This window comes from Caballeronia sp. INDeC2 (genome assembly GCF_023631325.1).
In the GTDB taxonomy this organism is placed as follows: domain Bacteria; phylum Pseudomonadota; class Gammaproteobacteria; order Burkholderiales; family Burkholderiaceae; genus Caballeronia.
This window is the reverse complement of sequence record NZ_JALQDG010000030.1, coordinates 140,783-164,518: the sequence shown is the minus strand read 5'-3', so window position 1 is coordinate 164,518 and position 23,736 is coordinate 140,783. Positions and strand designations below refer to the sequence as shown.

At 62.8% G+C, this 23,736-nt stretch carries 23 protein-coding genes; 12 read left to right on the top strand and 11 right to left on the bottom strand.

The genetic code is table 11. From position 1 onward, the window contains the following. Positions 1 to 10: 10 nt before the first annotated feature. Positions 11 to 886, bottom strand: a complete 876-nt coding sequence (locus tag NCS28_RS19235; protein ID WP_250515349.1) for an ATP adenylyltransferase family protein — start codon at positions 884 to 886, stop codon at positions 11 to 13. After that, on the bottom strand, positions 874 to 2,172 hold the full coding sequence (locus NCS28_RS19230; RefSeq protein WP_250515348.1) for an L-fuconate dehydratase: 1,299 nt from the start codon (positions 2,170 to 2,172) through the stop codon (positions 874 to 876). The genes NCS28_RS19235 and NCS28_RS19230 overlap by 13 nt, the downstream gene beginning before the upstream one ends. A 161-nt stretch (positions 2,173 to 2,333) precedes the next feature. Here NCS28_RS19230 and NCS28_RS19225 point away from each other — a divergent pair, with 161 nt between their 5' ends. From NCS28_RS19225 to NCS28_RS19195, 7 genes are all read left to right on the top strand, one after another. Continuing rightward, entirely contained in the window at positions 2,334 to 3,062 is a 729-nt protein-coding gene (locus NCS28_RS19225) for a GntR family transcriptional regulator (protein WP_250515347.1), read from the top strand. A 54-nt stretch (positions 3,063 to 3,116) separates the two neighbouring features. Next, on the top strand, positions 3,117 to 4,592 hold the full coding sequence (locus NCS28_RS19220) for an extracellular solute-binding protein (RefSeq protein WP_250515346.1): 1,476 nt from the start codon (positions 3,117 to 3,119) through the stop codon (positions 4,590 to 4,592). A 54-nt stretch (positions 4,593 to 4,646) separates the two neighbouring features. Beyond that, a complete protein-coding gene (locus NCS28_RS19215) occupies positions 4,647 to 5,795 on the top strand; it encodes a carbohydrate ABC transporter permease (RefSeq protein ID WP_250515345.1) in 1,149 nt (382 codons plus the stop codon). Next, positions 5,795 to 6,832: a carbohydrate ABC transporter permease gene (locus tag NCS28_RS19210; protein ID WP_250515344.1), complete on the top strand. Its 1,038-nt coding sequence runs from the start codon at positions 5,795 to 5,797 to the stop codon at positions 6,830 to 6,832. Before NCS28_RS19215 ends, NCS28_RS19210 begins: the two co-directional genes overlap by 1 nt. 5 nt (positions 6,833 to 6,837) lie before the next feature. Further along, entirely contained in the window at positions 6,838 to 7,956 is a 1,119-nt protein-coding gene (locus tag NCS28_RS19205) for an ABC transporter ATP-binding protein (protein WP_250515343.1), read from the top strand. A 606-nt stretch (positions 7,957 to 8,562) separates the two neighbouring features. Continuing rightward, the gene (locus tag NCS28_RS19200) at positions 8,563 to 9,327 is read left to right on the top strand and encodes a ParA family protein (RefSeq protein WP_250515342.1); all 765 of its coding nucleotides are present in this window, start codon (positions 8,563 to 8,565) and stop codon (positions 9,325 to 9,327) included. Positions 9,328 to 9,557: 230 nt separating this feature from the next. Next, the gene (locus tag NCS28_RS19195) at positions 9,558 to 10,460 is read left to right on the top strand and encodes a LysR family transcriptional regulator (RefSeq protein ID WP_250515341.1); all 903 of its coding nucleotides are present in this window, start codon (positions 9,558 to 9,560) and stop codon (positions 10,458 to 10,460) included. Between the two features lie 3 nt (positions 10,461 to 10,463). Here NCS28_RS19195 and NCS28_RS19190 read toward each other — a convergent pair whose 3' ends face one another. After that, positions 10,464 to 10,628, bottom strand: coding sequence for an FmdB family zinc ribbon protein (locus NCS28_RS19190; RefSeq protein ID WP_250515340.1), 165 nt, complete (start codon positions 10,626 to 10,628; stop codon positions 10,464 to 10,466). A gap of 100 nt (positions 10,629 to 10,728) precedes the next feature. Beyond that, the gene (locus tag NCS28_RS19185; RefSeq protein ID WP_250515339.1) at positions 10,729 to 11,259 is read right to left on the bottom strand and encodes an Lrp/AsnC family transcriptional regulator; all 531 of its coding nucleotides are present in this window, start codon (positions 11,257 to 11,259) and stop codon (positions 10,729 to 10,731) included. A 137-nt stretch (positions 11,260 to 11,396) separates the two neighbouring features. Here NCS28_RS19185 and mdeB point away from each other — a divergent pair, with 137 nt between their 5' ends. Then, entirely contained in the window at positions 11,397 to 14,111 is a 2,715-nt protein-coding gene (gene mdeB, locus NCS28_RS19180) for an alpha-ketoglutarate dehydrogenase (RefSeq protein WP_250515338.1), read from the top strand. On the opposite strand, the gene NCS28_RS19175 is transcribed toward mdeB, so the two are convergent. Both NCS28_RS19175 and NCS28_RS19170 read right to left on the bottom strand, forming a co-directional pair. Then, the gene (locus NCS28_RS19175; protein WP_250515337.1) at positions 14,108 to 14,758 is read right to left on the bottom strand and encodes a phosphoribosyltransferase; all 651 of its coding nucleotides are present in this window, start codon (positions 14,756 to 14,758) and stop codon (positions 14,108 to 14,110) included. The genes mdeB and NCS28_RS19175 overlap by 4 nt on opposite strands. Continuing rightward, positions 14,755 to 15,567, bottom strand: a complete 813-nt coding sequence (locus NCS28_RS19170) for a crotonase/enoyl-CoA hydratase family protein (protein ID WP_250515336.1) — start codon at positions 15,565 to 15,567, stop codon at positions 14,755 to 14,757. Before NCS28_RS19170 ends, NCS28_RS19175 begins: the two co-directional genes overlap by 4 nt. A 264-nt stretch (positions 15,568 to 15,831) precedes the next feature. On the opposite strand from NCS28_RS19170, the gene NCS28_RS19165 reads away from it, so the two are divergent. From NCS28_RS19165 to NCS28_RS19155, 3 genes are all read left to right on the top strand, one after another. Beyond that, on the top strand, positions 15,832 to 17,034 hold the full coding sequence (locus NCS28_RS19165; RefSeq protein ID WP_250515335.1) for an ammonium transporter: 1,203 nt from the start codon (positions 15,832 to 15,834) through the stop codon (positions 17,032 to 17,034). Positions 17,035 to 17,094: 60 nt separating this feature from the next. Continuing rightward, positions 17,095 to 17,952, top strand: coding sequence for an NAD(+) synthase (gene nadE, locus NCS28_RS19160; protein ID WP_250515334.1), 858 nt, complete (start codon positions 17,095 to 17,097; stop codon positions 17,950 to 17,952). Positions 17,953 to 18,037: 85 nt separating this feature from the next. Next, the gene (locus NCS28_RS19155; protein ID WP_502801215.1) at positions 18,038 to 20,230 is read left to right on the top strand and encodes a hybrid sensor histidine kinase/response regulator family protein; all 2,193 of its coding nucleotides are present in this window, start codon (positions 18,038 to 18,040) and stop codon (positions 20,228 to 20,230) included. Positions 20,231 to 20,236: 6 nt separating this feature from the next. On the opposite strand, the gene NCS28_RS19150 is transcribed toward NCS28_RS19155, so the two are convergent. The 3 genes from NCS28_RS19150 to NCS28_RS19140 all read right to left on the bottom strand — a co-directional run bounded on the left by NCS28_RS19150 (position 20,237) and on the right by NCS28_RS19140 (position 22,210). Continuing rightward, a complete protein-coding gene (locus NCS28_RS19150) occupies positions 20,237 to 20,701 on the bottom strand; it encodes a hypothetical protein (protein ID WP_250515333.1) in 465 nt (154 codons plus the stop codon). Further along, the gene (locus NCS28_RS19145; protein WP_250515541.1) at positions 20,702 to 21,976 is read right to left on the bottom strand and encodes a PQQ-dependent sugar dehydrogenase; all 1,275 of its coding nucleotides are present in this window, start codon (positions 21,974 to 21,976) and stop codon (positions 20,702 to 20,704) included. Positions 21,977 to 22,042: 66 nt separating this feature from the next. Continuing rightward, positions 22,043 to 22,210 carry a hypothetical protein gene (locus NCS28_RS19140; RefSeq protein WP_250515332.1) on the bottom strand — a complete coding sequence of 56 codons (168 nt, stop codon included), beginning with the start codon at positions 22,208 to 22,210 and terminating at the stop codon, positions 22,043 to 22,045. 255 nt (positions 22,211 to 22,465) lie between these two features. On the opposite strand from NCS28_RS19140, the gene NCS28_RS19135 reads away from it, so the two are divergent. Further along, positions 22,466 to 22,648, top strand: a complete 183-nt coding sequence (locus NCS28_RS19135; protein ID WP_250515331.1) for a hypothetical protein — start codon at positions 22,466 to 22,468, stop codon at positions 22,646 to 22,648. Positions 22,649 to 22,716: 68 nt separating this feature from the next. Here NCS28_RS19135 and NCS28_RS19130 read toward each other — a convergent pair whose 3' ends face one another. Both NCS28_RS19130 and NCS28_RS19125 read right to left on the bottom strand, forming a co-directional pair. Further along, positions 22,717 to 23,097, bottom strand: coding sequence for a DUF3175 domain-containing protein (locus tag NCS28_RS19130; RefSeq protein ID WP_250515330.1), 381 nt, complete (start codon positions 23,095 to 23,097; stop codon positions 22,717 to 22,719). A gap of 9 nt (positions 23,098 to 23,106) precedes the next feature. Then, positions 23,107 to 23,730, bottom strand: a complete 624-nt coding sequence (locus NCS28_RS19125) for a UdgX family uracil-DNA binding protein (protein ID WP_250515329.1) — start codon at positions 23,728 to 23,730, stop codon at positions 23,107 to 23,109. Positions 23,731 to 23,736 lie beyond the last annotated feature (6 nt).

Sequence of the window (23,736 nt, the reverse complement as noted above, 5' to 3'; positions counted from 1 at the left end):
GCCACCGATTTCAAGAGATAGCTGCGTTCGCAAGTAGTTTCATCGGCCCGAGCGTTTCGACGATGCGGCGCTGTGCATCGTCGCGCACGAAAAGCGAGCCTGCGAAGCCGAGCGCATTCACCGCGACGCCTTCGACATGCGAGACGCTGCGCGGCACCGCGAGCATCCAGCGGCGCGTGACGAGCAGGTTATAAGGCGCGCTCTGATGCGCGACGCCCGCGACATCGAGCGGCTGCACGCCGATCGCGTTCATCAGTTGCAGATAGGTTGCGTGCGCGTTCCCGGCGTCATCGTTGTCGAGCCATGCGGCCGCATGCGCGAACGCGAACTGCGGCGCGCGAAAAATGCCGCTTGTATGCGCGGCTTCGATGAACGGTTCGATGGGTAAGGTGTGACCGTCGAGCGGCAGCGGCACGATCTGCAGATGCTTGTGCGGCTGGCTCGATCCGGCGACCGTGCCGCCGTTATAGAAGCCGAGGCCCTCGAAGCGTTCGAGGCAGGCGAAGAGCGCGGCGAAGTCATCCTCGACGATCAGCGATTCCTGCGGCTCGAAGTCCGTCGTCACGATCAGAAGGTGATGCGCGAGCACGTTGAACTTGTTGAGCAACAGAAAGTGCCGCTCGCCGATATCGCCCACACGTAACGCTTCTTCGCACGGCGAGAACGGATCGCGCCATGCGCTCGCCGCTTCGGCCGTGGCCTTCGCCGCGAGCTTCGACGCTTCCTCCTTTCGCGCGAGATTCGCCGCTTGCCGCAAGAGAAAGCGCACGCCTCCATCTTCGATCACGCTTTGCACCGTGTCGAACGAACGCAGCGCACCGCATGCGAGCGCGCGTTGCGTTTGCGTGACGACGTCCTGCCACGAAGGGGCGTTCATTCGCGCCATGCTTCTCCTTTGCCGAACTCGAATCGATCGAGGGATGCCGCGTGCATTTCGATGCTATAGCCGGGCGCTTGCGGCGGCATATAGCGCCCGTTTTCGATGACCACAGGATCGAGAAAATGCTCGTGCAGGTGATCGACGTATTCGAGGACGCGACGATCGAGCGAGCCCGACACGCAGATGTAATCGAACAGCGAAATATGCTGCACATACTCGCACAAGCCGACGCCGCCCGCATGCGGGCACACCGGCACGCCGAACTTCGCCGCCATGAGCAGCACGACGAGCACTTCGTTCAGCCCACCGAGACGGCAGCTATCGATCTGACAGAAGTCGATCGCTTGCGCTTGCAGCAGTTGCTTGAAGATCACGCGGTTCTGGCAGTGCTCGCCGGTCGCGACGCCGATCATCGGTGCGAGGCGTCGGCGGATCGCGGCGTGGCCGAGCACGTCGTCGGGGCTCGTGGGTTCTTCGATCCACCACGGATCGAACTCGGCGAGACGGCGCATGTTCGCGATCGCTTCATCGACTTCCCAGACCTGGTTCGCGTCCATCATCAGCTTGCGGTCGGGGCCGATTTCCTCGCGCAGAATGCGCGCGCGCCGGATGTCTTCGTCGAGATTGCCGCCGACCTTCTGCTTGAAATGCGTCCAGCCCGCCGCGACGCCTTCACGCGCGAGCCGGCGAATCTTGTCGTCGTCATAGCCCAGCCAGCCCGCGGATGTCGTGTACGCGGGAAAACCTTGCGCGAGCATTTCCTTTTCACGTTCGCCGCGTGTTTCATGAAGGCGCTTCAACAAGGCGAGCGCTTCTGATCGCGTGATCGCATCGGTCACGTAGCGGAAGTCCAGGCAACTCACGAGTTGTTCCGGACTCATGTCGACGAGCAGTTTCCACACGGGTTTCTTCTCGCTCTTCGCCCAGAGATCCCACACGGCATTGACGACGGCAGCGGTTGCGAGATGAATCGCGCCTTTCTCGGGGCCGATCCAGCGCAATTGACTATCCGACGTGAACGCGCGCCAGAAGCCGCCCATGTCCGCGGCGATATCTTCGATGCTCCTGCCGACGACGAGCGGCGCAAGCGCCTCGACCGCCGCGACGACGACCTCGGTGCCGCGCCCGATCGTGAACGTGAGGCCATGACCCGCGAGTCCGGGCGCATCGGTTTCGAGTATCACGTAGGCGGCGGAGTAGTCGGGCGCGGCGTTCATCGCGTCCGAGCCGTCGAGCGACCGCGAGGTGGGAAAGCGGATATCGCGCACGGAGAGCTTCGTAATGCTGGTCATGTTGATCTCCTCGAAAGGTGGCGTGACGGCGATGCACAGGGTTTGAACGGAGGCTTGTATAAAGACGCGAATATGCTGCAACGCAGGAGGAGCAATCCGCATTGACAACCCGTGATCCACCTCCTAGCCTGCTAGCATGTTAGTGCGAAATCAAGGGCGGCGTGAGCTCATCGACGAATGAAAACAGTCTTGCCGCCGACCCTTACCGCGCGTTGCCCCGATTGCACGGTTCGGAGCGCGGCAGCCTCACCGACGCAGTCGAGGAGGCGCTGCGCGCGGCCATCGTCAATCTGGCGATGGAGCCCGGCATGATGATCGACAAGCTCGCAGTATGCGAGCGCATGGGCGTATCGCGCTTTCCAGTTTCGTCCGCATTGGCCAAGCTCGCGGCCGTGGGGCTCGTCGAAGTCTTGCCGCAGCGCGGCACACGCGTCATGCCTATCGTCATGCACGACATACGTCAGCATCTTTTCATACGCAGCGCGCTCGAAGTGGAAACCGTGCGCACGCTTGCTGTGGCATGCGATGCTGCCACGCTCGATGCGCTCGACGCCAACCTCGAACGCGAAGCCGACGCAGTGCAGCAAGGCTTGCGCCGCGAGTTTCATCTGCTCGATCTCGCGTTTCATGAATTGCTTCTCGACGCAATCGACTTGCCGCGCGTGAAGGAGATCGTCGCTGCATCGCGCAATGCGCTCGATCGCGCGCGCCGTCTGATGGCTAGTCCCGCGCGTCACGCGCATACGCTCGCCGAGCACACACGTATTGCCGATGCGATTCGCGCACGCAATGGCGATGCCGCCGCGCGCGCGATGCATGATCACCTGGATGAAGTCGTCGCGGAACTGCGGCGCTTTTCCGCTGAAAGACCGGACCTGTTCAGGGAGTAGGAGACAAGAAAGACGAGCGACATATGTGGTCAACCGCAATGGAGGAGACACACAATGAACCTGTTCAAGCAAGTGGGCGCCGTGGCGCTCGCGGCTGCGAGCCTGTGCGCATCATCGGCAATGGCGGCCGAGGACTTCAAGGGCGTGACCGTCAACGTGATGACGTTCGTCGGTCCGCAGATCGCGGAGCCGCTGCAACGCCGCGCGCCCGAGTTCGAAAAGCTCACGGGCGCGAAGGTGAACGTGCTGACGGTGCCGTTCTCTGACCTTTATCAGAAGCTATTGACGGACTGGGCGTCGGGCACGAACTCCGTCGATGCAGCGGTGTTCGCGCCGCAATGGATGGTCGATTACACGAAAGGCGCCTTCCTCGAAGACCTGACGCAGCGTGTCGCGAAAGACGCGGCATTGAAGGAAGACGACGTGATGCCGTTCTTCGTCGACTTCTCGCAGAAGTACAACGGCAAAACTTATCTCGTCGCGCTCGATGGCGACTTCCAGATGGTCTATTACCGCACGGATATCCTTCAGCAACTCGGCAAGCAGCCGCCGAAAACATGGGACGATTACCTCGATATCGCAAAGGCCGCGAACGGCAAGGTCTTCGGCGGCGACGGCAAACCGGTCGCGGGTTCGTGCATTTCGAAGAAGCGTAACGCGCAAGCGTATTGGGCGATCATCTCTATCGCGGGCGGTTATCTGCAATCGAAGGGCACGGCGCAAGGCGCATTCTTCGATCCGCGCAACTTCAAGTCGCTCGTGAACAACGACGGCTTCAAGGAAGCGTTGCGCATCTACAAGGAATCGACGACGTACGGACCGCCCAACGAAATCAATCTCGATGTCGGCGACACGCGCAGCGCGTTCATCTCCGGCCATTGCGCATTGACGCTCGACTGGGGCGATGTCGGCGTGCTGGCCATCGATCCGAAGCAGTCGAAGGTGATCGACAAGGTCGGCGCGGTGATCCTGCCCGGCTCGCGCAAAGTGGTCGATCGCGACACCGGCAAGCTCGTGGCATGCGACAAGACCACGTGCCCCTATGCGATCGACGGCGTGAATCACGCACCGTTCGCGGCCTTCGGCGGCTGGTCGGGCGGCATCAACGCGAAGGCGAAGCCGAAGGTGAAGGACGCCGCTTATGCGTTCCTGTCGTTCATGAGCCAGCCGGCGCAATCGAACGTCGACGTGACCATCGGCGCATCGGGCTTCAATCCGTATCGGCGTTCGCAGTTCACGGATATGTCGGCGTGGAAGAAGGCGGGCATGAGCGATACGGCGGCGAAGTCGTATCTCGGCGCGATTCAGCAGAGTTTGCAAAGCCCGAACATGATCATCGATTTGCGCATTCCGCAGAATCAGCGCTATGAGCAGGTCGTGCTCGATACCGCGGTCGCGCGCTTCGTCGCCGGCGAAATCGATGCGGACGCGACGATGAAAGCCATCGACAGCGGCTGGAGCGAGATCACCGACGATCTCGGCAAGGACACCCAGTTGCGCGCGTACAAGGCGTCGATCGGCGCGAAGTGATGACGAAGGCGGGCGCGTTCGTTCGTGACGCGCCCGCTTCGCAATGGAGATTCGATGAATACGCCGTCGCACGCATCGTCCGTGGTCGCGAACGAGCGAGGCTCGCGCGCGCGCGTCGCCAACTGGCTCGACCGGCAGGCGCCGTTCGTCTTCGTGTTGCCTACCGTGCTGCTGATTCTCGCGTTCTCGATCTTTCCGCTCGTGACGTCGGCGTATCTGTCGCTCACGCGCTTCGAACTGGGCGAGGGCGGTTATCAACTGACCTTCACGGGCCTGCGCAACTACGTGCGGCTCTTTTCCGGCAGCCAGCAATATCACTTCACCGGCGTGTTCCGCGCGCCGGGGATAGTTAGCATTGCAGCTATCGTGATCGCCGTGCTGGCGGTGATCGTGTGGTTCTATCGCTATTTCAGAGGCGACGGCCGCTCGATCATGGGCACGCTCGGCCGATCGATCAGCGCATCCGCGTTTCTAGCGCTCGTGTGGCTCGCGGCGAACACGCTCGGCGGCGGCGGCGCGCTCGGCAGCCTGATGGTGACGATCTTTTATGTCGTCCTCGGCGTTGCGCTGCAATTTTTCGTCGGGCTCGGGCTTGCCTATCTGTGCACGCTGCCGCTCAAGGGCGGACGCTTCTTCCGGCTTCTCTTCTTCCTTCCGCTGATGGTGACGCCCGTCGGCATCGCATACATGTTCCGCATGATGGCCGATACGTCCATCGGGCCGCTTGCGCCGGTATGGTCGTGGCTCGGCTTGGGGCAGATCGCATGGGCCGCGAGCCCGTGGCTCGCGCGGCTCGTCGTCGTGATCGGCGATACGTGGCAATGGGTGCCCTTCATGTTCCTCGTGATGCTCGCCGCGCTCGAAGGCACCTCGCGCGAACAGATCGAAGCGGCACAACTCGACGGCGCGTCGGCGTGGCGCGTGTTCCGCGATGTCACGTGGCCGTCCATCGCGCCTGTCGCCGCGAGCGCGGTGCTGATCCGCCTGATCGAAGCGTTCAAGATCGTCGACCTGCCGAACGTGCTGACGAACGGCGGTCCCGGCATCGCGACCGAATCGATGACGCTGCATGCGTTCATCGAATGGCGCGCGCTGAATCTCGGCGGCGCGTCGGCGGTGGCATACATGCTGTTCTTCGTCTCGACGATCGCATGCGTGTCGTTCTTCCAGTTCGTCGTGCGGCGCGCGCGAGGAGATCAATGATGAGCGCGTTCAAACGCTGGTTCGTGCCCGCGCGTCTGGATGAATTGCCGATCGGCGGCAAGGCGATCGCATATCTATTGCTCGGGCTATGGTCGCTCGTCGTGCTGTTTCCGCTCTACTGGATGGCGATAACGTCGTTCAAGCTGCCGGTGGATGTATCGACGGGGCCGCTCTACATCCCCTTCGTCGATTTCGAGCCGCATCTCGACGCGTGGCATTACATCTTCGTCGATCTCGGGCCGGACACGTATCGCCCTTATATGAATTCGCTGATCGTCGCGACATGCGGCACGGCGGCTTCGGTCTTTCTCGGTTCGATGGCGGCGTATGCGCTCGCGCGCATCGAGTATCGTCCGCCGGTTGCGGCGGTGGGTCTCGGCATCTTGTTGATCGCGTTGCTGATCGCGGCGGTCGCGTGGGGGCATGTCGATCTTCGCATCGCGCTCGCCGTCGCGCTTGCGTTGTTTTTCCTGCTGTTGCGCCCGATCATTCGACGTGCGCGCAAGCATCTGAACAACGACGACATTCTCTTCTGGGTCGTATCGCAGCGCATTCTGCCGCCTGTGGTCACGGTGATCCCGATCTATCTCATCTTCAGGGACGTCGGCCTGCTCGACACGCATCTCGCGCTCATCATCACGTATGCGACGGCGAACTTGCCGATCGTCGTATGGCTGATGTTCGATTTCTTCGATGGCGTCCCGCGCGAGATCGAAGAGAGCGCGCAGATCGACGGCGCGACGCGCTTCTCGATACTCTTCGGCATCGTGCTGCCTCTCGTCGCGCCGGGTCTCGTCGCAACGGGTCTGCTCGTGCTGATCCTCTCGTGGAACGAGTACCTGTTCGCGCTCTTTCTGACGACCGCGAATGCGCAGACGATGCCCTTGCTCGTCGCCGCGCAGAATGCGACGCGCGGTCCGCAATGGTGGAACATGTCGGTGCTGATACTCATCATGATCCTGCCGGTGATGCTGCTGACGCTCACGTTGCAGCGCTTCATCGTGCGGGGCATTCTCGTGGGAGCCGTGAAAGGATGACGGTCATGGATAGCGAGGCGGTAAAGGTCGACGACGCCCGCCTGACGAAGATAGCGGCGGCGCGCCAGCCGAAGAGCGTGTCGTTGAGAAACGTCGGCAAGGCGTTCGGCGACACGCGGGTGCTGCGCGATTTGTCGCTCGACGTGCAAGCGGGAGAATTCCTCGTGTTGCTCGGCGAATCGGGCTGCGGCAAGACGACGGCGCTGCGCATCGTTGCAGGACTTGAATCGGCGACGGAAGGCGCGGTGTTCGTCGGCGATACCGATGTCACGCACCAGTTACCGCGCGACCGCGATGTGGCGATGGTGTTCCAGTCGTATGCGCTCTATCCGCACAAGACGGTGTTCGAGAACATCGCGTATCCGCTCATCGTGAGAAAGCGCCCGAAAGCAGAGATCGATGCCGCCGTGCGCGAAGTGGCCGCGAGCGTGCAATTGGAGCCGTTGTTATCGCGTTTTCCGCGACAGCTGTCCGGTGGACAGCGTCAGCGCGTGGCGCTTGCGCGTGCGATCGTGCGGCGGCCCGCGGCGTTTCTGATGGACGAGCCGCTTTCCAATCTCGATGCCAAGCTGCGCGGCCACATGCGCGCAGAACTCAAGCACATGCAGCACGAACTCGGCATCACGACGATCTACGTGACGCACGATCAGATCGAAGCAATGACGCTCGCGCATCGTGTGGCCGTGCTCGACAAGGGCGCGTTGCAGCAACTGGATAGGCCCGCGCGCATCTATTCGGACCCGGCGAACCTGTTCGTCGCGGGGTTCATCGGTTCGCCGCCGATGAATTTTCTGCGCGGCACGCTCGAGCAAGGGCGCTTCGATGCGCCTGGTATTTCGCTTGCCACTGCGGTTCGTCATGAAGGCCAGGCGACGCTCGGCGTGCGTCCGGAGGAATGCTCGCTCGTGGCGCAAGGCGAAGGGGAATTGCAGGGGCGCATCTATTCGGTCGAATTGATCGGTGATCATTCGCTCGTCACGATGAATGTCGGTGAGCAGCAGGTGGTCGTGAAGGTGCCGAATACGTTCGCGGGCGAGATCGGCGGGGCCGCGGGCGTGCATGTGAACCGCGAGCGTATTTATTTCTTCGATGAGGGTGGGGCGAGGGTTCGTTCGGGCGGTTGAAATAGGTAAGCGTTCAAGGAGGTGGTGAAGGGGCGTCATCCGGATGCGGATCCGCAAGGGGCGGATCCTGCGATTCCTTTATTAGGCAGCGCCGATGTGTCCCGTGACGAGATGGGCGATATTGCCTCCGGCCATGAAAGCGGCGAGAGAGGCAATCCTTCGCAGATTTGACATGATCTTGTCGCAACATTGGACGGAGACTTGCGCCCCCTGCCAGGACGTTCCGACCAACGTTTTCCACGGTGAACAATCCATTTTGAAGGCGCCACGCGCATCATCGTAGGGGGATCGTCGCGCAAAACATCGTGTTTAGCCTGAACGTGCTCGAAGAGAATTCGGCTGAATGCCGTTCAGCGCGGACAGCATTTGAAGAAGCGCATCCTTGGGGAAGTCACTGGCCCACGAAGAAATTGCGAAGATTTTCGGCTTCGCTCGATGCTGACGTGGTGGTCGAGACTGGCCCGGCAACCGAAATCGCCAATGAAAAAAAATCGAACCGCAAGCCCCATCATTTTGATGCGCTAAGATCACACACCGCCCGAACCGATCGACCCATAACAGAACACATAAAAAAACGAACGTTCACAAACCGAGGATGAATAACCGATGCGCCGTGTGGTCTTCAACCAAAAGGGTGGCGTAGGCAAGTCCACCATCGTCTGCAATCTCGCCGCTATCAGCGCCTCCCGCGGCCTGCGCACGCTCGTGATCGACCTCGATCCGCAAGGCAATGCGAGCCAGTACCTGCTCGGCGCCGAAGCCCGCGACGCCCAGCCGAATCTCGCGAGCTTCTTCGAATCGGCATTGAGCTATAGCTTTCGCGAGCCGGCGTTCGAATCCTTCATTCATGCGACGCCGTTCGATAATCTCGACATCGTGCCGTCGCATCCGAGTCTCGAAGCGCTGCAAAGCAAGCTCGAATCGCGCTACAAGATCTACAAGCTGCGCGACGCGCTCAAGGGCATGCACCAGTACGACGCCGTCTATATCGACACGCCGCCCGCGCTGAACTTCTTCACGCGCTCGGCGCTGATCGCGGTCGAGCGCTGCCTGATCCCGTTCGATTGCGACGACTTCTCGCGGCGCGCGCTCTATTCGGTGCTCGATAACGTGCAGGAAATCCGCCACGACCACAATCCGGATTTGAGCGTCGAAGGCATCGTCATCAATCAGTTCCAGCCGCGCGCGAGCTTGCCGCAGCAACTCGTCGACGAACTGCGCGGCGAAGATCTGCCCGTGCTCAATTCGCATCTGTCGCTCTCCGTCAAAATCCGCGAGAGCCATCAGCACGCGCGCCCGATGATCTATCTCGAACCGCGTCACAAGCTCGCGCAGGAATATGTCGCGCTGCACGAAGAATTGAACGGCTGAAGCGACGCGCGACGACCAACGCGCGATGCGGGTCTTACCGCTCGTGCCGCCTCGCGAAATCTCGGGAATAAAACGGCGTCGCGGACGTTCATGCAGAAGACAGGCGCATTTCGTCGCGCCTCACTTCCCGCCAGATCATGAATATGACGACCGTTCCATCGCAGGCTCCGCATGGGTCTCTTGCCGGAAGTTCTCCCGGGGCGCCGCCTTCGACTGAAAGTCTCTCCGGCATGGTCGCATTCGTGCGCGCGGCCGAGTCGGGCAGTTTCGTGGCGGCGGGGCGCGCGCTCGGGCTCTCGGCGTCGGCGGTGGGCAAGAGCGTGATGCGGCTCGAAGCGAAGCTCGGCGTGCAACTGCTCAATCGCACGACGCGCAGGATCGGTCTCACGCACGAAGGCGCGCGCTTCTTTGCGCGCTGCAAGCGCATGCTCGCCGATCTCGAAGAAGCGGAGAACGAGCTGTTCCATTCGACCTCTTCGCCGCGCGGCCGTTTGCGCATCAGCGCGCCGTCGCTCGGCAGCCGGCTTCTGATGCCGCTCGTGCCGGAATTCAGGCGGCGTTATCCGGACATCGAACTGGATATCGATTTTAGCGATCGCGTCGTCGATATCACGCAGGAAGGCTATGACGCCGTGATCCGCACGGGACGTCTCGCCGATTCGCAATTGCTTGCGCGGCGGCTTGCGCAATACGGCCCGGTGGTGGTCGGCTCGCCCGCTTATTTCACGGGACACGGCGAGCCCATGACGCCCGCCGATCTCGAAGGCCATGCGTGCATCCGCTTCCGTTCTCCCGCGAGCGGCCGGCCCGAACCGTGGCGTTTCGCGCGCGACGATCACACCTTCGCCATCGATCCGCACGCGACGCTCACGTTCAACGACATGGAAGCGGTGCTCGCTGCATGCATTTCGGGCCTGGGCCTCGCCTGCGTGCCGGATTTCGTCGCGAAGAGCGCGCTGGAAGGCGGCTCGTTGCGCTCGGTGCTCGGCGCGCATACGCGCACGGAAGGCGTGTTTCAGATTCTCTGGCCGCCGAGCCGGCACGAAGCGCCGCGCCTGCGCGCATTCATCGATCACGTCGCGCAACGTCTGGGCGGGCTGCCGTCACACGAGGTGCGATTCCGCGCGGCGTAGTGATCAGCTTTTCTTCGTGGTCATCGCGACGAACGGCGCGGGCGCATGCGCGACTTTCTCGCTGCCGCACTTGGGGCATTTGAGCTGCACCGTCGCATGTTCGGCGATGTGCTCCGCGTGCTCGAAGTTCTCGCCGCAATCCTGACAACGATATTGATAAGTCGGCATGGCATCCTCCGCGCGCGACCGGTGATCCGGCGCGAGCGGCGCCGGTTCAACCCATTCTAGTTCAGCAAAGGCGCATGAAAATCGATCGACGATGAAACGATCACGTCCATTCCGCTTCATCGGCGTTCTGATCGGGCAGCGTCAACCCGGATGCGGGCAAAGGCAGCGCCGTCTTATAGCGCACCTGCTTGAGCGCGAAGCTCGAACGAATATTCGATACGCCCGGCATCTTCGTGAGCCGCTCCAGAATGAAGCGTTCGAGCGCGGCCACGTCGGGCAGGACGACGCGCAACAGGTAATCGGCGTCCCCCGTCATCAGATAACACTCCATTACTTCGGGGCGCTCGCTGATCGCCTGCTCGAAACGCGCGAGCGCGTCCTTGATCTGCTTTTCCAGACTGACCTGAATGAATACGTTGATGGAAAGCCCCAACGCTTCCGGATTCAGCAACGTGACGTGCTGCTTGAAAAGCCCCGCTTTTTCCAGCGCGCGCACGCGATTGAAGCAGGGCGTCGGCGAAAGATTCACCGCGCGCGCAAGCTCCGAATTGGTGATGCGCGCGTTTTGCTGAAGCTGATTCAATATGCCGATATCGGTGCGGTCTAGGCGCTGCTTGAGATTCGCCGTCATAGTCGAAAGATTCCGGTTTTTGGCGTTCTGGAAGAATAAACACACTACCGCAAAGCGCGGCGGCAGCCAAATGAGACGCACATTCTGCGCATCAATGGATATGCTTGAACATCCTTCAGCCACAGCGGAGTCGCGCCATGACCGACCTATCGAGCGGAACCAACCAGCTTCTTTCCATCGCCAAGGGACGTGAGGACGTTGACCCCGGCGAAACCGCCGAATGGCTGGAGGCGCTCGATGCCGTTGTCGCGCATGTCGGACGGGACCGCGCCCAGTACATTTTCGACAGGCTCGCGGAGCATGCACTGTCGGTCGGTGTCGAATCGGCGCGGGCGCGCGCGACGCCCTATGCGAACACGATTCCCGTCTCACAGCAGCCGCCTTATCCCGGCAATCTCGACATCGAAGAAAGGCTCGCCGCCGTGCTGCGCTGGAATGCGCTCGCGATGGTCGTGCGCGCGAATCGCGCATACGGTGAATTGGGCGGCCATATCGCGAGTTATGCATCGGCGGCGGATCTTTTCGAAGTCGGCTTCAATCATTTCTTCAAAGCCGCCGATGAGAACAGCGGCGGCGATATCGTCTATTTCCAGCCGCATTCGTCGCCGGGCGTGTATGCGCGCGCCTATCTCGAAGGCTTTCTCGATGAAGAACATCTGAAGCATTACCGGCGCGAGATCGCCGGACCGGGTCTGTGCTCGTATCCGCATCCGTGGCTCATGCCCGACTTCTGGCAATTCCCGACAGGCTCGATGGGCATAGGTCCGATCAATTCGATTTATCAAGCGCGTTTCATGCGCTATTTGCAGAATCGCAATCTGTTGCGCACGGAAGGGCGCAAGGTGTGGGGTTTCTTCGGCGACGGCGAAATGGACGAGCCCGAATCGATCGGCGCATTGTCGCTCGCGGCGCGCGAACAGCTCGATAACCTCGTGTTCGTCATCAACTGCAATCTGCAGCGGCTCGATGGTCCCGTGCGCAGCAACGGACGCATCGTCGATGAACTCGAGGCGCAGTTCACCGGCGCGGGCTGGAACGTGATCAAGGTGCTGTGGGGATCGGACTGGGATGCGCTCTTCGCACGCGATCGCACAAATGCGTTGCTGCGCGCTTTCGCGCATACCGTCGACGGGCAATTCCAGACATTCTCCGCCAACGACGGCCGTTATAACCGCGAGCGCTTCTTCGGCCAGAATCCGGAACTCGCGTCGCTCGTCGCGCATATGTCGGATGAAGATATCGACCGCTTGCGACGCGGCGGCCACGACGTGCGCAAGCTGCATGCTGCCTACGCGAAAGCGCTTTCGCATAAGGGTCAGCCGACCGTCATTCTTGCCAAGACAATGAAGGGTTTCGGCATGGGCACGGTGGGACAGGGCCGCATGACGACGCATCAACAGAAGAAGCTCGATCTCGACGATCTCAAGCAGTTCCGCGATCGCTTCCGCTTGCCGCTCTCGGATGAAGACGTCGAGCAAGTCAGGTTCTACAAGCCCGCGGATACTGCGCCCGAAATGCGCTATCTGCATGAGCGCCGCACGGCGCTGGGCGGTTATCTGCCGCGACGTCGCGCGAAGGCGTCGCAAGGCATTACGCCGCCCGCGCTCGATTCATGGGGCCAATTCGCGCTCGACGCCTCCGGCAAAGAGATGTCGACGACGATGGCCTTCGTGCGCATGCTCGGCAGCCTGCTGAAGGACAAGACGCTCGGGCCGCGCGTCGTGCCGGTGGTCGCGGACGAGGCGCGCACCTTCGGCATGGCGAATCTCTTCAGACAAGTGGGCATCTATTCGCCGCTCGGCCAGTTGTACGAGCCGGAAGACATGGGTTCGATGCTCTACTATCGCGAGGACACGCGCGGGCAGATTCTCGAAGAAGGCATCTCGGAGGCGGGCGCGGTGTCGTCGTGGATCGCGGCGGCGACGTCGTACAGCGTGCACGATCTGCCGATGCTGCCGTTCTACATCTATTACTCGATGTTCGGTTTTCAGCGCATCGGCGATCTGATTTTCGCGGCGGCGGACCAGCGCTCGCGCGGCTTTCTCATCGGCGCGACGGCGGGGCGCACGACGCTCGGCGGCGAAGGTTTGCAGCATCAGGACGGCACGAGCCATCTGAGTGCATCGACGATTCCGAACTGCCGCGCTTACGATCCCGCGTTCGCGTATGAAGTCGCGGCGATCGTCGACGAAGGCATGAGGGACATGATGGAGCGTCAGAACGACGTGTTCTATTACGTCACGGTGACCAACGAGAATTACGCACAGCCTTCCGCGCCCGGCGGCTCATTGGATGAAGCAACGCGCGAAGGCATCTTGCGCGGCATTTATCGCATCGACGGCGATGCAGACAAAGCGCACGTGCAATTGCTCGGCTCAGGCGCGATTCTCAACGAAGCGATTGCCGCGCGCACCATGCTCAAAGACGATTGGAACATCGACGCCGCCGTGTGGAGCGTGACGAGCTATACCGAGTTGCATCGCGATGGCGCGGCATCGGAACGTCTTGCGCGTCTCAACGACGACGACGCCGTGAACACACCGTTCGTCACGCGCGCGCTCGAAGCATCGCATGGTCCCGTGATCGCGGCGACGGACTACGTGCGCGCCGTGCCGGAACTCATTCGCGCCTACGTGCCGCGCCGCTACGTGACGCTCGGCACCGATGGCTTCGGCCGCAGCGACACGCGTCAGGCGTTGCGCGCGTTCTTCGAAGTGGATCGCGTGTCGATCGTCCTTGCCGCGTTGAAATCGCTCGTGGACGAAGGCGTCATCGATAAAACGGTGTCGAAGCGCGCGCGTGAGAAATACGGCAAGACACAGGAAGCGCACGACGCGCCCTGGATGCGTTAATCAGCCTTGTGCGCGGCGTCGAGCAGCTCGCGCACTTCGTCGTCGCTCGTCTGATCGAAGTCGATATAGAACTGCCCGACGCCGAAGTAATGATTTGGACGCAGCACGCAGACGAATTCGTCGACGACTTCGTTCACGCGCGCTTCGGAATCGAGCGGCGCAACGGGCAGCGCCGCGACGATCTTCGACGGATGCGCGTGACGCAAGGACATCGCCGCGGCCTTCATCGTCGCGCCGGTCGCCATGCCGTCATCGACGACGATCGCCACGCGCCCGACGACATCCAGCGGCGGCTGCGAACCGCGATACAGCTTCTCGCGCCGTGCGAGCTCCGCGCGTTCTTTCGCAATCACGCGTTCGAGATCGTCCTTCTCGACGCCCGCATATTGCACGATGCGCTCGTCGAGATAGAAGGCATCGCCGGATGCGATCGCGCCCATCGCGAGTTCGGGTTGAACCGGAACGCCGAGCTTGCGCACGACGAGCACATCGAGACGCGCGCCGAGCGCGAGCGCCACTTCATACGCGACCGGCACGCCGCCGCGCGGCAACGCGAGCACGGTCACATCGTCGCGGCCTTCATAAGCATGTAGATGCTGCGCGAGCTCGCGGCCCGCTGCCCTGCGGTTCTCGAACACGGAGTTCATGTTGCCTGTCCTTTCGCGCCCGACGCGCGCGAAAGAAAACGCGCCGCGCCGTCGAGACCTTCGTCGAATATCGAGCGATATCCGTTCGCGCCTTCACGCTGCAAAGCCCGGGCGATGTCGGCGTCGAACGCGTTATCGTGCACCGAGCGCAAGTCGGCGCGCAACGCGGCTTGAGGCAATGCGGCCAGCTCGCACGCGAGCGCTTCCGCCACGGCGCGCGCCTCGCCTTGCGGCGCGATGCGATTCGCAAGGCCGATGGCGAGCGCTTCCGCGGCATCGACCGCGCGGCCGGTGAGGATCAGATCCAGCGCACGCGACATGCCGATGAGACGCGGCAGCCGTATCGTGCCGCCGTCGATGAGCGGCACGCCGACGCGCCTGCAAAACACGCCCAGCACCGCCTGTTCCTCGACGACGCGCAGGTCGCACCACGCCGCGAGCTCGAGTCCGCCCGCGACCGCATGACCCGCGATCGCCGCGATCACGGGTTTGGTCAGCGCGAGCCGCGTCGGTCCCATCGGTCCGGGGCCGCTGCCATCGGGATGGATCTCGTTGCGGCGCGCGTCGTCGTCGAGCGCGGAGAGATCCGCGCCCGCGCAGAACGTGCCGCCCGCGCCCCACAGCACGGCGACCGACAACGCATCGTTTGCGTCGAAGCGCTCGAACGCTTGGCGCAGCGCGTGAGCGATGTTGCGATCCACCGCGTTGCGTCGTTCGGCGCGATCGAGCACGACCGTCACGACACGCGGATCGAGCGCGTGCGGTTCCATGCGTACGTGCTCGCCCAGATATTCGATGCGAAGCGCCATCGAAAGCTCCAAGTTCTCGCTGATGCAACTATCAGCATACTCGCCGCGCGACGCGATCACCATTTTGCGCGCGACCGGTGCATGCGATGCGACATGAACGTGCATTGCACCAAGATCGGGCGAAGCAGCGACCTTTCGAGGCGCGCGTTGCACCATGCTCTGCCGTGCCGATTCACGTCCGCGCACCGTTTCGATGCCGCTTGCGCCAACTTGGCCCGAAACTTGCAAAACGTGCGCCTCCTTCAAAATCCGATCGCTCGACGCATGCAGGCACTCCAAGCCGGAACCAACACTCTCTTTCTGCTGCTGGGCGCCGCAATGGTGCTTGCAATGCACGCGGGCTTCGCGTTCCTCGAACTCGGTACCGTGCGTCGCGAGAATCAGGTGAATGCGCTCGTGAAGATCCTCGTCGACTTCGCGGTATCGACGCTCGCGTACTTCTTCATCGGCTACAACATCGCGTACGGCGTCCAGTTCATGCACAGCGCCGATGTTCTCGCCGAACACAACGGCTACGCGCTCGTGCGCTTCTTCTTCCTGCTGACCTTCGCGGCCGCGATTCCGGCGATCGTGTCGGGCGGCATCGCCGAGCGCTCGAAGTTCAATCCGCAACTATTCGCGACGTGCGTGATCGTCGGCTTCGTCTATCCGTTGCTCGAAGGCGTGGCGTGGAACGAGCGCTTCGGCATTCAGGGCTGGCTGACGCAGGCGTTCGGCGCGCCGTTTCATGACTTCGCCGGCTCGGTCGTCGTGCACGCGTTCGGCGGCTGGGTCGCGTTGCCGGCGGTGCTGCTGCTCGGGCCGCGCCACGGGCGCTATCACAAGGATGGACGCATTGCCGCGCATCCGCCTTCGAGCATTCCGTTTCTCGCGCTGGGCGCTTGGGTGCTGGCGGTCGGCTGGTTCGGCTTCAACGTGATGAGCGCGCAGACGATCGACAAGATCAGCGGCCTCGTCGCGGTCAATTCGCTGATGGCGATGGTCGGCGGAACGCTCGCCGCGTGGTTCGCGGGCCGCAACGATCCGGGCTTCACCTACAACGGCCCGCTCGCGGGTCTCGTCGCGGTGTGCGCGGGCTCGGACCTCATGCATCCGCTCGGCGCGCTGATCGCCGGCGCGGTCGCGGGCGTGCTCTTCGTGCAGATGTTCACGTGCGTGCAGAACCGCTGGCGCATCGACGACGTGCTCGGCGTGTGGCCGCTGCACGGCATGTGCGGCGCGTGGGGCGGCATCGCGGCGGGCATCTTCGGGCAGAAGATCTTCGGCGGCATCGGCGGCGTGTCGATGTGGTCGCAGGTTATCGGCACGGTGGGTGCGGTGGCTCTCGCGCTCGCGGGCGGCGCGGCGGTGTACGGCGCGATCAAGGCGACGGTCGGCTTGCGGCTCGATCGCGAGGAAGAATTCAATGGCGCCGATCTCGCGATCCATCGCATCTCGGCGACGCCGGATCGCGAAATGGCGGGGTGACGCAAAGGCGCGCGCTTTGCTATAGCGTTATGAGGTTCACAGCCCACGCGAGCACATACGATGTCGAACGATCACACATCTCGTCAGCGCGGCATCATCGAAGAACTGAAGGTCGCGCAAGTTTTCGATCTCGACGCCGAACGCGAACGCCGCATCGCGTTCCTCGCCGACTATCTCGAGGCGCAGAAGCTCAGCACTTACGTGCTCGGCATCAGCGGCGGCGTGGATTCGTCGACGGCGGGCCGCCTCGCGCAACTCGCGGTGGAACGCCTGCGAGCCCGTCACGTCGATGCGCGTTTCATCGCGATGCGTCTTCCCTACGGCGAGCAGCGCGACGAAGCCGATGCGCAACGCGCGCTCGCGTTCATCCAGCCGGACGAAACGCTCACCGTCAACGTGAAGCCCGCCGCCGACGCGATGCGCGAATCGCTCGCGTCATCGGGCCTCGTGTATCGCGACGAGCGGCACGAGGATTTCGTGCTCGGCAACATCAAGGCGCGCCAGCGGATGATCGCGCAATACGCGGTGGCCGCCGCGCACTCGGGCGTCGTGATCGGCACGGATCACGCGGCCGAATCGCTGATGGGCTTCTTCACCAAGTTCGGCGACGGCGGCGCGGACGTGCTGCCGCTCTACGGCCTGAACAAGCGCCGCGTGCGCGCGCTCGCCGAAGCGCTCGGCGCGAGCGTCGACGTCTCGCGCAAGGTGCCGACCGCCGACCTCGAAACCCTCACGCCCATGAAGCCCGATGAAGACAGCTACGGTATCAGCTACGAAGACATCGACGATTTTCTGGAAGGCAAGCAGGTCACCGACGAGGTCTATACGACCATTTACCGCTTCTACGATGCGACGCATCACAAGCGCGCGCTGCCCGTCACGCCCGACGACGACTGGCGAAGGTACGCGCTGCGCTGAATGACGGCCCGGTTTTCATTCGTCATATCGCTTCGAGCGCGCGCCGGGTACGATATACCCGTCGATTTCCTCGGAGGCGCAACGCTTGGACTCCACAGAGACCGCGACATTCGATCTGCCGTTGCCCGTGCGCAATTTCGCGTCGATGCGAAAGATGCTGCTGCTCGTGCTGGGGGCGTCGATCGTGATTCCGCTCGCGTCCCTTTTTATTTACGGCTACTACGATCACCAGCGACGCTTCGCGGATGCGCAGGAATTGATCGAGCGTCTCACGCGCGTCGCCAACGAGCATGCGCTGAAGGTCATCGATCTGAACCAGCAACTGGAGACGCGCATCGTCGATCTGCTCGGCGACAGCGACGACGCGCTCGTCAAGCAACGCGAGGAAGGGCTGCACCGCACGCTCGACGACATGAGCGGCACGCTCGCGCAGATCGCCGCGATTTCCGTGTTCGGCGAAAAAGGCGCGCTGCTCGCGAATAGCCGCTGGTATCCGGCGCCTTCCGTGTCGATTGCCGAGCGCGACGACTTTCAGTCGGCGCGTGCCGTCGCGCCCGTGACGTACTTCTCGCTGCCGTTGCGCGGCAAGGTCGCGAGTTCCGATGTGTTCACGACGACGATGGGCCGCATCGGACGCAACGGACAGTTCTTGGGCGTCGTGTCGATCGCGTTGAAGCGCGACTATTTCAACGACTTTTATCGCGAACTCGCGGCGGGCGATCGCGCGCTCGTCATCGGGCTGTATCGGCGGGACGGCAACATTCTCGCGCGCTTTCCGGAGGGTGCGAACAGCACGCAGCCTGCAACGAACACGCCATTTACAAGCGCGTTTCGCAACAACGAACTGTACGGCGGCATGCGCATGCGTTCGAGCATCGATCACGTCGATCGGCTGCTCGCCTTCAGGCGCGTGGGCGATTCGCCGCTCTATGTATCCGCGGGTTATGCGACGTCGGTCGTCGAGAAGCGCTGGCGCGACAATCTCGCGCTCGTCGCGGCGATCGCGCTCGTGCCGTGCATCGCGGTGTGGCTGCTGATCGCGTTCTCGATTCGCCGGCTCGACGCCGAACAGGCCGCCTGGGAGCGATGGCAGGTCGAAGTCGCGACGCGCCTTTCCATCGAGGCATCGAGCCGCCAACTGCGGCGCATGAGCGCGCTCGGCAATCTCGTCGCCAACGTCGCGCACGACTTCAACAATCTGCTGATGGTGGTCGGCGCGAACATGGAACTTGCACGGCGCAAGCGCTTCAACGATGTCGAGAGCGAAGTGCTCGCGGTGGAACGCGCAACGGCCGGCGCGCAATCGCTCGCTCGGCGGCTCATGAGCGTCGCGCGCAAGCAGCCGCTCAGGCAAGAACTGATCGATCCGGCCAACTGGCTGAGAAGCGTGCTCGATCTCGTGAAGAAATCGGTGCATCCGTCCGTCACGGTGACGCTGGAGCTATCGCCCGATTTGTGGAACGTGACGGCCGATCCGGTCGAGCTGGAGCTCGCGCTCGTGAATGTCGCGGTGAACGCGAGCGATGCGATGCCGCATGGCGGGCGCGTGCTGATCCGCTGTCAGAACGCGCGCGTGCGCGGCGCCGAAACGGATATTCCCGATGGCGAATACGTGCTCGTCTCGATCACCGATAACGGCGAGGGCATGACCGAGCAGGTCCAGCGGCGCGCGTTCGAACCGCTCTTTACGACGAAGCAGCGCGGCGCGGGTACCGGTCTTGGCCTGACGCAAGTGCTCGCCGCGTGCGAGCAGGCGGGCGGCACGGCGCGCATCACGAGCGTGGCGGGTTCGGGCACGACGGTGCGGCTCTATCTGCCGCGTCGTCATGGGCCGATGCCGGAGACATCGAAAGCCTGCACGCCCGATGTCACGGAGCCGCCGATCGTGCCCGCGACCGACGACGCCGAGCAACCGCTGCGCGGCACGTCCGTGCTTCTCGTGGAAGACAACGCCGATGTCGCAGCGGGCGTGACGGCCGTGCTCGAAGTGTTCGGCTGCGCGGTGCATCACGAGGAAAGCGCGGATGCCGCGTTCGCGCTATTGGGCGAAGGCTATAGCTTCGATCTCGTCTTGTCGGACGTGCAGATGCCGGGCCGCATGAACGGCATCGATCTGGCCGAGCAGATCATCAAGCGTCTTCCTGCGCAAAAGCTCGTGCTGATGACAGGCTATGCCGACGAACTGGAACGCGCGAAGCATCTCGGCGTGCCGATCCTCGCGAAGCCTTTCGACATGGACGATCTACTCGATCTGATTGCGCCGGGCGTGCCGCACTGAACGCGCTCAGCGCTTGTCGTGCCCCGGCACGGCGCGCGCGCCGACGAGCGGGTTGAAGGCCGCGCGCTTCGGCTCCGCTGCTTCGGCGGTCTTCTTTGCCGTCTTCGACCTCGTATTGCCGCCCAGTTGGCTCAGCAGGTCTTCATCGTCTTCGGCTTGCGTTTCTTCTTCGTCGTTTGCCGAAGATTCGCCGCCCGCGAGATGCGCGACGACCGACATGAAGTCCTTACGTGCATTCTTCAGCGCGCGTCCCGGCATCATCACGAGCACGACGGCCTCGTATACGGAATGGCCATCGACGGTTTTCAGCGCCGTATCCTCGTTCCAGTCGATGCCGCTATCCGCATAAGCCGCGACGACATGATGCAATACCGCGGGCGACATCACGCCCGCATCGTAGAGCCCGACGAGCTGCCGTTCCGCGAGTGCGAACAGGCTCTTTGGATTGCGATTCGGCTTCTTCGCGGCCATTTACTTTGCGGCGGCGGGCGCGACCCGCCATATCGTATTGCCGACGTCGTCGGCGACGAGCAACGCGCCTTTGCCGTCCACCGCGACGCCGACGGGCCGCCCGAGCGCATGTCCGTCCGGCGATAGAAAGCCCGTCAGGATATCCTCGGGCGGACCCGAAGGCTTGCCGTTGTCGAACGGCACGAAGATGACCTTGTAGCCGCTCTTCGGCTTGCGATTCCACGAACCATGCTGACCGATGAACGCGCCATTGCGATAGCGCTCCGGGAACGCGTTGCCGTCGTAAAACGTGAGTCCGAGCGAAGCCGTGTGCGCACCGAGCGCATAGTCGGGCACGATCGCCGATTGCAATAGATCCGCGCGCTGCGGCTTCACGCGGTCATCGACATGCTGGCCGAAATAGCTATAGGGCCAGCCGTAGAACGCGCCGTCTTTCACCGATGTCAGATAGTCCGGCACGAGTTCGTCGCCGAGTTCGTCGCGCTCGTTCACCACTGTCCATAGCGCGCCGCTTTGCGGCTGCCACGACATGCCGTTCGGATTGCGCAAACCCGTCGCGAACAGGCGCGCTTGTTTGGATTCGATATCCACTTCCATGATCGCCGCGCGGCCGTTTTCGGCGTCGATGCCGTTCTCCGCCGCGTTGCTGTTCGAACCGACCGTCACATAGAGCTTCTTGCCGTCGCGGCTCGCGATGACGTTCTTCGTCCAATGATGATTGATGTCGCCAGCGGGCAGATCGATGAACTTCTCGCCGGGCGTCGAGATTTGCGTCGCGCCGTCTTCGTACTTGAAGCGCAGGATCGCATCCGTATCCGCGACGTAGAGGTCGTCGCCGACGAGCGCCATGCCGAACGGAGAATGCAGCTTGTCGATGAACACGGTGCGCGTTTCGGCGACGCCATCGCCGTCGGCGTCGCGCAGCAGCACGATGCGGTCCGGGCTTTCCACGCCGGCGCCCGCGCGCTTCTGAACTTTCTTCATCACGGCGCCCTTGATGCCGGCGTTTTCATCGTGCTTCGCGGGCGCGTTGCTTTCCGCGACGAGCACATCGCCGTTAGGCAGCGCCGCGACCCAGCGCGGATGTTCGAGACCCGCGGCGAACGCGGTCACGTCGAAGCCCGCGGCCGCTGTCGGCTTCTGTCCTTGCGCCCACGGTTTCGCAGGCGCTATGTTGACCGTGGGCAGCAGCGATCTGCGCGGCGCGGGCAGCGTTGGATCGGGGCCGAAGCCTTGCGCGTAATCATCGGCGATGGCCGCGCCGCTCGCGAGCATCAATGCGAGCGCAATCGCTTTCGTAAGCCGCTTTGTTTGCATTTTCAAACGTGCGCTCCTGACGAGTCAGCCCCCGCCGATGCCTTGTGTGACTTTGCCCGTGCCGCCGCAAGTCTTGCAATCGGCGCCATCGAGCTTGCCGGAGCCGTTGCAGTCCGGACAAAGATCTTCGCCCGTCCCCGGCGCGCCGGGATCGGCTTCATCGCCGGGATTGAGAGGGGGTTCCTGGGCCATTGCTGTCTCCTTGTCGTGAACGGGATTCGCTTCTCTTACAAAGAGAGCAAGCGACGTTCCTCGCGAGCTTGCAAGGCGTGCATTCGTCTGGCAGTCTTTTCACGCGAGCGGCGTTCATGGCACCGCAGTACTTAAGCGCATGCGCGTGTCCCTTCTGGTACGCATGATGCTCGCAAGTTCATGCGGCGTGAGCCGCGGCTTTCACCACTGCAACGTCATCACTTCGACATGCGATGACACAGCCAGGAGGGTTTCATGAGCGGAAATCAAAAGCAAATGGGCAATCAGCCGTCAACGCCGAATCAATCGAATCCATCGCACCGGCAACACGGCCAGCAGGAGAAGTCCCCGGGGCAGCCGCAGCAGGATCAGCAGTCCGGTCAGCGGCAGCAGAACCAGCCCTTGCCGCAGCATCAGGGCGGCCAGCGTCAACCTTGATCGTTCTGGAGAAGTGGCAGGAAGCAATGCGCGCGGCTTCGTTTCTACGAGGCCGCGTGCGATTTTTTTCAAGGCTTGCGTCCGAACGCTTCGCGCAGACGTTTCTTCGCGCGTTCCAGCGTGCTCTTGCGCGACTTCGGCAGATTGCGTCCCGCGCGATTGATATAGAAGTTGAGCATCGACATGGCCGACTGAAACGGCGAACCTTTGCGTCGCGCGCTGCGTGTCGATGAACGCTTGAGCGAATCGGCGATTTCCTGCGCATTGCCGGTCTTGAAGATATCGCGCTGGATATCCATTGCATCGCTCGTTTCCATTACATGATGCGACCAGCGATGCGTCGAGCGCGCCGGTTTCTTGCGCGCGCTCGCAAGCGAATGCCGTTGCCGCGTGCTGGGCCGCTTGCCGCTGCTGGTCGTTTTCTTCGATGCCGTCTTGCTCGTAGCCATAGTCTTACCTCAACGCTCTTTCCGATGATGCGCGACGAGCCGATGCGCCTCGCGTAACGCATCGACGATCGCCTTGTAGGCGCGCTCGCGTGTTTCGGGGTCGGGCGCGCGCAACGCGAACGAAGGGTGATACGTCGCAACGATCGCATGGCCTTCGTGCTCGATCGCATGTCCCATCGACGCCTGCAGGGTCGCTTTCGAATCGCGCAGCACGGACTTGAGCGCGGTCGAGCCGAGCGCGACGATCACCTTCGGCGCGACATCGCCCGTCTCCTTATCGAGCCAGTAATGACATGCTTCGATCTCGCGTTGCGCGGGTGTCTTGTGCAGGCGACGCTTGCCGCGCGGCTCCCACTTGAAATGCTTCACGGCATTCGTCACATACACCTCCTTGCGCGCGACGCCGGCTTCTTCGAGCGCGCGATCGAGCATCGCGCCCGCCGGCCCGACAAAGGGCTTGCCCTGCAAGTCTTCCTGATCGCCGGGCTGCTCGCCGACGATCATGATCGGCGCATGACGCGGACCTTTGCCGGGGACCGCTTGCGTCGCATGTTCCCATAGCGCGCAGCGGCGGCATTCGTCGAGCGATGCGGGCGTCTGGTCCGGTTCGACGCCGGGTTGCTTCGTGGCCATGTCTGC

Excerpts from the sequence above, each read along its gene's own strand:
- NCS28_RS19235 (WP_250515349.1), bottom strand. The coding sequence starts at position 886 with ATGGCGCGAATGAACGCCCCTTCGTGGCAGGACGTCGTCACGCAAACG.
- NCS28_RS19230 (WP_250515348.1), bottom strand. The coding sequence starts at position 2,172 with ATGACCAGCATTACGAAGCTCTCCGTGCGCGATATCCGCTTTCCCACC.
- NCS28_RS19220 (WP_250515346.1), top strand. The coding sequence starts at position 3,117 with ATGAACCTGTTCAAGCAAGTGGGCGCCGTGGCGCTCGCGGCTGCGAGC.
- NCS28_RS19215 (WP_250515345.1), top strand. The coding sequence starts at position 4,647 with ATGAATACGCCGTCGCACGCATCGTCCGTGGTCGCGAACGAGCGAGGC.
- NCS28_RS19210 (WP_250515344.1), top strand. The coding sequence starts at position 5,795 with ATGAGCGCGTTCAAACGCTGGTTCGTGCCCGCGCGTCTGGATGAATTG.
- NCS28_RS19205 (WP_250515343.1), top strand. The coding sequence starts at position 6,838 with ATGGATAGCGAGGCGGTAAAGGTCGACGACGCCCGCCTGACGAAGATA.
- NCS28_RS19200 (WP_250515342.1), top strand. The coding sequence starts at position 8,563 with ATGCGCCGTGTGGTCTTCAACCAAAAGGGTGGCGTAGGCAAGTCCACC.
- NCS28_RS19195 (WP_250515341.1), top strand. The coding sequence starts at position 9,558 with ATGGTCGCATTCGTGCGCGCGGCCGAGTCGGGCAGTTTCGTGGCGGCG.
- NCS28_RS19190 (WP_250515340.1), bottom strand. The coding sequence starts at position 10,628 with ATGCCGACTTATCAATATCGTTGTCAGGATTGCGGCGAGAACTTCGAG.
- NCS28_RS19185 (WP_250515339.1), bottom strand. The coding sequence starts at position 11,259 with ATGACGGCGAATCTCAAGCAGCGCCTAGACCGCACCGATATCGGCATA.
- mdeB (WP_250515338.1), top strand. The coding sequence starts at position 11,397 with ATGACCGACCTATCGAGCGGAACCAACCAGCTTCTTTCCATCGCCAAG.
- NCS28_RS19175 (WP_250515337.1), bottom strand. The coding sequence starts at position 14,758 with ATGAACTCCGTGTTCGAGAACCGCAGGGCAGCGGGCCGCGAGCTCGCG.
- NCS28_RS19170 (WP_250515336.1), bottom strand. The coding sequence starts at position 15,567 with ATGGCGCTTCGCATCGAATATCTGGGCGAGCACGTACGCATGGAACCG.
- NCS28_RS19165 (WP_250515335.1), top strand. The coding sequence starts at position 15,832 with ATGCAGGCACTCCAAGCCGGAACCAACACTCTCTTTCTGCTGCTGGGC.
- nadE (WP_250515334.1), top strand. The coding sequence starts at position 17,095 with ATGTCGAACGATCACACATCTCGTCAGCGCGGCATCATCGAAGAACTG.
- NCS28_RS19150 (WP_250515333.1), bottom strand. The coding sequence starts at position 20,701 with ATGGCCGCGAAGAAGCCGAATCGCAATCCAAAGAGCCTGTTCGCACTC.
- NCS28_RS19145 (WP_250515541.1), bottom strand. The coding sequence starts at position 21,976 with ATGCTCGCGAGCGGCGCGGCCATCGCCGATGATTACGCGCAAGGCTTC.
- NCS28_RS19140 (WP_250515332.1), bottom strand. The coding sequence starts at position 22,210 with ATGGCCCAGGAACCCCCTCTCAATCCCGGCGATGAAGCCGATCCCGGC.
- NCS28_RS19135 (WP_250515331.1), top strand. The coding sequence starts at position 22,466 with ATGAGCGGAAATCAAAAGCAAATGGGCAATCAGCCGTCAACGCCGAAT.
- NCS28_RS19130 (WP_250515330.1), bottom strand. The coding sequence starts at position 23,097 with ATGGCTACGAGCAAGACGGCATCGAAGAAAACGACCAGCAGCGGCAAG.
- NCS28_RS19125 (WP_250515329.1), bottom strand. The coding sequence starts at position 23,730 with ATGGCCACGAAGCAACCCGGCGTCGAACCGGACCAGACGCCCGCATCG.